The organism is Weissella sp. DD23, from assembly GCF_001579105.1.
Lineage (GTDB): Bacteria > Bacillota > Bacilli > Lactobacillales > Lactobacillaceae > Weissella > Weissella cibaria.
The window spans coordinates 54,370-57,735 of the sequence record NZ_KQ970390.1 but is presented as its reverse complement, the minus strand read 5'-3'; the positions used below and the strand labels follow the sequence as shown (position 1 = coordinate 57,735).

General features: G+C 45.8%; 3 protein-coding genes. All 3 read right to left on the bottom strand.

The window, feature by feature from the left end; genetic code table 11:
- Nucleotides 1-40: 40 nt before the first annotated feature.
- The 3 genes from WEIDD23_RS00250 to WEIDD23_RS00240 all read right to left on the bottom strand — a co-directional run bounded on the left by WEIDD23_RS00250 (nt 41) and on the right by WEIDD23_RS00240 (nt 3,277).
- The gene (locus WEIDD23_RS00250) at nt 41-1,303 is read right to left on the bottom strand and encodes an EF-P 5-aminopentanol modification-associated protein YfmF (RefSeq protein ID WP_010370480.1); all 1,263 of its coding nucleotides are present in this window, start codon (nt 1,301-1,303) and stop codon (nt 41-43) included.
- A 135-nt stretch (nt 1,304-1,438) separates the two neighbouring features.
- Entirely contained in the window at nt 1,439-1,669 is a 231-nt protein-coding gene (locus tag WEIDD23_RS00245) for a hypothetical protein (RefSeq protein WP_010370477.1), read from the bottom strand.
- A gap of 105 nt (nt 1,670-1,774) precedes the next feature.
- Entirely contained in the window at nt 1,775-3,277 is a 1,503-nt protein-coding gene (locus tag WEIDD23_RS00240) for a gluconate:H+ symporter (RefSeq protein ID WP_010370474.1), read from the bottom strand.
- Nucleotides 3,278-3,366 lie beyond the last annotated feature (89 nt).

Sequence of the window (3,366 nt, the reverse complement as noted above, 5' to 3'; positions counted from 1 at the left end):
TGTTTCATGACGCTCATTGGGCGCAAAACGTGTCACAGCATCAGTCATTCTGGGTCCCTCCCACTAATTCATAATGCAGTTGTTTTTTGACTGCGTTCGCAACTTGTTGTACTTGTTGTGCGGTAACCGACTCAACGGCGGCCAACCACTCTTCAGCTGTGGTGTGATACCCGATTAATTCTTGATTCTGCAATCGTTCTGTGATGCGGCCTGGTTGGTCCAAGGAAGTCACATAGTCTGCCTTCATCAAGCGTTTAATCATGGCAAGTTCGTCGTCAGCAACTAATTCCGTCTGTAGGCGGGTCAACTCCGCGTCAATTCGTTGCTCGGCTTCACCTAATTTGGCATGGTCCACCCCGGCCTCAACCATGAGCAAACCAGTGTATGGGTTGTAATCTGAATAGACAGAATAAGCCAAGCCAGCTGACTCACGCACATTCATAAACAAACGCGAGACAGCTAAGCCACCAAACAATGCATTAAACACAAAGCCTTGAAAACGATCCGTCTGCGCAATATGCAATTGATAAGCCAGAATCAAGCGGGCCTGATTCACCTTGTCAAGTTCAACCACCTGCTTAACAGCATCTTTTTCTGGTTGCTCATAATAGGGATTTCCCACAATGGCACGACCGGTTAGTGGCAATTGTTGTACTGCCTGCGTAACTGTCGCAACATCGACATCACCCAAAACAATAATATCAACGCGATCATGCTGCATCGTATCAAACCAGGCATCCCAGGCTTCCTTGGGAGTGACCGTTTTAAGCAAGTCAACAGTCCCGTAAGCCGGCAATGCCTGCACTGGATCATCGAAATAAGCATTGATGGCTTGCCGAGCCGCATAGAACGGCTTTTCTTCCTGTAAACCGGCGATTTCATCAAGTGAGATTTCACGTTGGCGCTCAAAAACAGTTGGATCAAAGCCCTGTTCGGCATCACCGAGTGGCGCGCACATCATCTCCCGGATAAAAGCAAAGCCATCAACCAACAGACTTTCTGAATCCGGTGCAAACGAATCGTGAACCAACGTCATTCGTAGTCGTAACGTGTGCAATGCACCAGTTTTCAAAACATCTGTGCCAAAGGACGCACCATAGAGTTCACTCAGTGCGCGGGCCAAAGCTGTTTGTGAAGGATATTTTTTAGAAGCCGTTTCCAGCATATTGCTGGCTAGGACACGGCCGCCCAAAGAAGTCGCGTCATGTTGGCGGGTGAAATTAACGAGAATTCGGGTTGTGGCAAATTGCTGGCTAGGCAGTACGTGTAAAAAAACGCCTGGCTGTACAGTTACGGTGGTCAATGGCAATACCTTCTTGTTTCCAAACTAAAAGCGCGTAATTGAGACGCGCCCTTGTTTTGTTGTAGTCCGACTGTGTCATACAGACACGCTAGTTACTTTAAGTATACCTTTCCGGACCACGTTTTACCATCGCTTTTACGCCTGAGTATCCTTCTCTTCTGGCAGTGCCATTTGGAAGCTACGCAAATGTCGTAAGAGCGTTGAAATCATCATCAACACTGCAATTGCCAACATGCTAATTGTTAACAGCGTGATAATCCAACCACCGATTCCCAACACCGAAACATGAAAAATATAGAGTAAACAGAAAAGCCCCGTTGTGTTATACCAGACCCAGCGGACCCACTTATTATGCCAAACCTTCATGACCTATCCCCTAAAAGTATCTTAGAAAAAATTATTATAGACATAATCGCAAATAAAAATACCCTAACTTTGACTGAAGTTAGGGTATTTTATGACATGTGTAAGTTATGAGAAGATGGCTGACAAAATCAAGATAACAATCAAACCAACAACTGAAATGATTGTTTCAAGGACAGTCCAAATCTTCAACGTTTGTGGTACGTCCAAGTCAAAGAATTCCTTGAACATCCAGAAACCAGCATCGTTAACGTGTGAAGCTGCCAATGAACCAGCACCGATAGCAAGCACAACAAACGCTGGGTTAACCGCCGTTTGGTTAGCAACCAAAGGCGCCACAATTCCGGCCGTTGTCAAACCAGCAACCGTAGCTGATCCAACAGATACACGCAAGATAACGGCAATCAACCATGCGAAGATGATTGGTGACAATGACGTGTGTGAGAATGCTGTGGCAATCGCAGTTGAAATACCACCGGCCGTCAAGATTCCCTTGAAGGCTGCACCACCACCGATAACCATCAACAAGTTAGCGATTGACTTCAATGCTTCTGACATTGAGCCACCAACTTCTGACATCGTACGACCTTGCTTTGGTCCCATTGACCAGATCGCAAAGGCCATTGCAATAACCATCGCAATCACTGGGTTACCAAACATGGCAATCACACGGTCAAGCGTTGATGGATCCGTCAAGTAACCGTGACGAGCTGAAGCGGTCATCGCCTTCCATGCTGCATCCCCGACCATACCTGAGTAAACCTGCTTACCACCGTTGTGGGCCAACGTGTAAACCGTTGAAATCAACATGAAGAACACAGGCATCAATGACGTCACGATTGACAAGCCAAATGATGGCGTCTCTTCCAGCTTAAACGTCTTGACTTCACCGATTGCATCCAAGTGCTTTGTAATCTTGAACGCCTTTGGCTCAATCTTACGTACGAAACGTGTGAACAAAGGTCCCGCTACAATCAACGCCACAATGGCAACGATGATTCCGTACATCAAGACAACCCCGATGTTAGCACCCAAAACGTTCGTCACAGCCGTTGGTGATGGCTGTGGTGGCAAGAATCCTTGGGCTGCTGACAAAGCAGCGGCCATTGGAATTCCAAGATACAACAATGATACGCCAGCTTCCAAAGCAATTGTGAAGACGATTGGAATCAAAACAACCAAACCAACTTCAAATAGCAATGAAATTCCGATAATAAATGAGGCACCCGCAACCGCCCATTGCAACTTTGACTTACCAAACTTGTTAATCAAAGTTGTTGCGATACGGTATGACCCACCAGCATCAGAAACCAAACGACCAATCATTGACCCGAAACCGAAGACAATGACCAACTCACCCATCGTGCCACCGATACCGTTCTTAAGCGCATCGGCAATACCAGCTGGGTTCATTCCCAAACCAAGAGCCACGAGAATTGATGTAATAATCAATGACACAAACGTGTTAACCTTGGCCTTGAGAATCAAAAATAGCAAAATAGCGATACCCACCACTAGGACCAAAAATGGCCAAACGTTCAAGCCGTTTGACATCCATTGGTACAACCCTGTTGAAGGATCAGTAGTGAGGCCTGCAAGTACAGAAAACATTCCAAACACCTCTACAAATAATCTCAAAAAAAATATCTCTTTAAATTTTATGGAATCGTTTTCATAAAACCAACTTTACTAGTATACAC